5 protein-coding genes are annotated in these 3,700 nt (G+C 50.5%); all 5 read left to right on the forward strand.

All coding sequences use genetic code 11. The features are described from left to right. Window positions 1-155 precede the first annotated feature (155 nt). The 5 genes from KMP13_RS04450 to KMP13_RS04470 all read left to right on the forward strand — a co-directional run bounded on the left by KMP13_RS04450 (window position 156) and on the right by KMP13_RS04470 (window position 3,449). On the forward strand, window positions 156-791 hold the full coding sequence (locus KMP13_RS04450; protein WP_215264358.1) for an autoinducer binding domain-containing protein: 636 nt from the start codon (window positions 156-158) through the stop codon (window positions 789-791). A 111-nt stretch (window positions 792-902) separates the two neighbouring features. Then, window positions 903-1,514, forward strand: a complete 612-nt coding sequence (locus KMP13_RS04455; RefSeq protein WP_215264359.1) for an acyl-homoserine-lactone synthase — start codon at window positions 903-905, stop codon at window positions 1,512-1,514. Window positions 1,515-2,210: 696 nt separating this feature from the next. Further along, complete coding sequence (locus tag KMP13_RS04460; RefSeq protein WP_215264360.1) at window positions 2,211-2,444, forward strand: helix-turn-helix transcriptional regulator; 234 nt, start codon at window positions 2,211-2,213, stop codon at window positions 2,442-2,444. A 126-nt stretch (window positions 2,445-2,570) separates the two neighbouring features. Further along, on the forward strand, window positions 2,571-3,176 hold the full coding sequence (locus tag KMP13_RS04465) for a hypothetical protein (RefSeq protein ID WP_215264361.1): 606 nt from the start codon (window positions 2,571-2,573) through the stop codon (window positions 3,174-3,176). Between the two features lie 69 nt (window positions 3,177-3,245). Continuing rightward, window positions 3,246-3,449, forward strand: a complete 204-nt coding sequence (locus tag KMP13_RS04470) for a hypothetical protein (protein ID WP_215264362.1) — start codon at window positions 3,246-3,248, stop codon at window positions 3,447-3,449. Window positions 3,450-3,700 lie beyond the last annotated feature (251 nt).

Raw genomic sequence — 3,700 nt, forward strand, 5'->3', positions numbered from 1 at the left:
GATATCTTTGACGATCTTCTCGCCAGGACTTTTGCGGGTTCCAGTTGTCTGTCTCATCTTCCACTCCTCAGTGGTTACGATGAGCCAGAAACACTCTCTTATCAAATAACGCTATTTGGACCCATAGGCGCTGACGTCAGACAGTCAACGTAGTTATGTATTCAGAAGTTTTCACGCAACTCAAGGCTGAACTTATAGCCTTTGGAAATGAACACTCTAGCCATGGATTTACGGCAGGTTTCGGTTTTGAAGATAATGTTCCCGCAGACATTATGAGCACATTCTCGTCAGAGTGGCTGACCGAATACCAGCAGCATGGCTATGTTATGCATGACCCCGTGGTGATCTGGGGAACCCAAAACGAAGGCACTCGGACCTGGAACCAACTTGCCCAGGACTTTGCCGGTTATACTCCAGACGTAATTGCGGTGGCTAGGTCACGTGGTATGATGCATGGGACCGCCCTGGGCCTGACAGTAAACCGTCGCAAAGGGGTTATTGGCTTCACGCACAGCGCAGAGCGTTTACCGGATTTGGAGATAGCACGCCTGCATGGGATAATGGCTGCGATCTTGGCCACTTTTCAGGACCCTCCCAAGATCAAGTTAACCGACAAGGGGGTCGCCTATTTGCGTAAGGTGTCAGAAGGCATGACAGACAATCAGATCGCCGAAAGCGATGGCGTTACGGCTCGGGCAGTCGCCGCATTGCGGGATAGAACGGTGCGCGCCATGGGCGCATCTCAGCTTTCTGAGGCTGTTCTGAAGGCCTACAGGCAGCGGGTGATTTAGTTGTCATCAAGTTGCACGCGAATGGCGCGGATTGCTTCTATGTTGTGAATTGCTAGCGGGTGTTCCAAGCGCCTGAGTTGTATTCTGCACCTGTTTCTACAGGAGAGCAGAATGCTAAACGCAATTGCAATTAACCAATCAAATCGTGGCGCATATGGCCATTTACTCGATAAGATGTTTCGGGCGAGGTATGATCTCTTTCATGGCTCGCTGGGATGGGATGTCCCGCGCGCTGCGCCCATTGAAATGGACCAATATGATCGGGCCGACACCGTTTACATAATTGTGGAAGATGGTGGTGAATTGATGGCCTACGCGCGACTTGTAAGCTGTGCAAGTCGTGTCCTATATGGTGACCAAGAATGGACTTACATGGTTCAGGATGCGGCGCGTGGCAATCTTCCCTCTATTCCTTCCAACATTATTGATGGCTTGCAGCTGCCGCAAGGCGGTGAATGTTGGGAAATGACCAGAACAGAAGCGCGGTCGGCCTCATCTTTGAAAGTGTTGTTCTCCAAGGCCAACCGCTTCCTACTGGATCATGGTGCCACTGAAACCATAGCGTTCTCGCGCACCAATTTTGTGGGTATCCTAAATCGTCTAGGATACCCAACCCGCCGAGGTAGTGCGTCAGTCGCCTACGGCTCCAAGAACTCCTGCGCCATGTCGACCATGCTGCAGGAGGCTAAAACGGTTTCAAGTTCCGGTGTCGCGGCTGAGTAGATAGCAAGCCTTTAAGGCATTGTTGCGTAATGTTAAATTTGGTTCTTGAAAAAACAAAGGGAACCTGAAAGCTCAATTTCAGGTTCCAGATACCCGCTGACTTCAAACCCAAGTGACCAATGAGTAGCGATTCCAAGGTTAAGTCTCTGTTTAAATTTAGTTTTTGGGCTTCTATTGAGTTTGACGACATCTTTGTTCCGACCAAGCGTCAAATCGCCTTAAATTGACCTTTAAACCCTCTTTGACAGACACGAAAGCCACCACCTCTTTGTCTCTATTGATCACCTACACCCCTGTTTTTATTGCTTCATCCGGCTTCTTCGGGCTTCTTCCGGTAACTGCCAATATCTGTGTCTCGTATCATTGAGGCAATCCGTCGTCTTATGTGTTTGGTGTGAAACGACTTTTCCAACTTGAAACTGCTGGCGCTGCAAAATCCGACTATTTTCAAGTTCTGAACGTAGCTTCGGCAATGTAGTTCCGGGCACAGTGGCCGTTTAGCCTTGTTTTCTTGTAGGTTTCCGAACTGAACCCTTTTGAAAACGCAAGTGTCCCAGACTTTCAGTTTGTGGCTTCAACGCTTGTTTTAAGCCCAGTTGAAGCCGCTCTTTCAACTTTGGTTGTTTCAGAACAAACCCCATCCAAGCCCCTTATTTCATTGGCTCTTCCGGCCTCTTCCGGCTTCTGCAATTACTAATGTCCCATAACACCCGCTGTTTTGCGCCTGAACAGAAGGGTTTCAGTTTCTCAGAAAACGAGATTGCGGTTTTGCGGTTGCTGGCGGACGGAAAACGGGAGGCGCAGATCGCCGATCAACTAGGCTGCAAAATTGAAACGGTGCGCGCGAGGCGCAACAGGATGAGTGCAGCGACTGGCGCAAAATCAGTCGCGCAGCTTTTATCATTAGTAACAAAAAATGGCTACATTTAGCGGTTCTCTATAGGAACCCTGTTTCTGCTCGCAAACATGGCATCGCTCAACTTGAGAGGATGCTATGGAACTACACATTTTCCTTCTTGGATCAGTACCTGCACGGTCGTGCATTTACGTCCTATCTTGAACTTCGATATCGTGTTTTGGTTGAAAGACTGCGCTGGTCGGTACCCAACGACGGCCATGTCGAAATGGATCGATACGACCGCCCTGATGCAATATATTCTATTGTCACTCAAAACGGCGTTGCTGTTGCTGGTGCGCGGACCGCGCTGTGCAGCGCAAAGTGGGGGGGGGACCTATATGCTTGGCGACGCCAAGCGGGACATGATCGCCGAAATCCCGTCTGACTTGCTGCCCAAATGTCCACTGACAGGAGACACATGGGAATGCACCAGATTTGTCGCTGATGACAAACTGCAAACATCCGATCAGAAAATGGCAACAAAGCTCGTGGTTGCGGGTCCGTGCGATGTTGCCAAGCGCCGCGGCGCACAGCGACTGCTATCGCTTTCCCCGCCCACCCTTGGTCGCTATCTCTCGTCCTTTGGCTACTCTGTTCAAAGGATCGGCGACGGATACAAATGCGGTGAAGATGGCCGGAGCTACAATGTGTTCTTGATGGATTGCGATCCTGGCGTAAACCGGAATATGTTTGAAACGTACCAGGGTGGCAACCGACAGACCGAAGGCCATACTCAGGAGGTGGCGCATGTTTTACTGCACTGAATTTGCAATCTTTGGGATGCAATCACTGTAGCGCTCTCCAGCAAACATATGGTTGCCCTGGTTCTGCTAATGGTGCTGATGATTATAACCGAGGCGGTCGGATTTGTGTTCTCCGGCGTTGCTGCGGTTGAAAGCGCAGGAAAAGCCCGTATTGATCCTGACATCGTCAACATCGTCACCACACTGGATGCGGGCATATTTTTTGTTTTGATGCCAGTGATCCTGGTGGGAACGTCTTGTGTGGATGGCTCCTGCATAGCAAGACATTTCTGATGTGATTTGCTCTTTGGTCAGAAGCAGTCTTGTGTCCGGCCTGTTGACGCGATGCACATGACCGCTGGCCCTGATGGGTTCCGCGAACCAAGTCCCATTCTGCTTTGCGGACTGATGTGTCCCTGACATTCGGCGGGGTGTCTTGGCTGTTACGGCTGACTGTTGTGCCATCACTTCGTAGGTCTTGCTAACTCGTGGTTCTCGTCTCGCTTTATGCGGCCCTTGGTCGGAAACACTCATTGCGAGTGGTC

The organism is Epibacterium ulvae, from assembly GCF_018678075.1.
Taxonomy (GTDB): Bacteria; Pseudomonadota; Alphaproteobacteria; order Rhodobacterales; family Rhodobacteraceae; genus Epibacterium; species Epibacterium ulvae_A.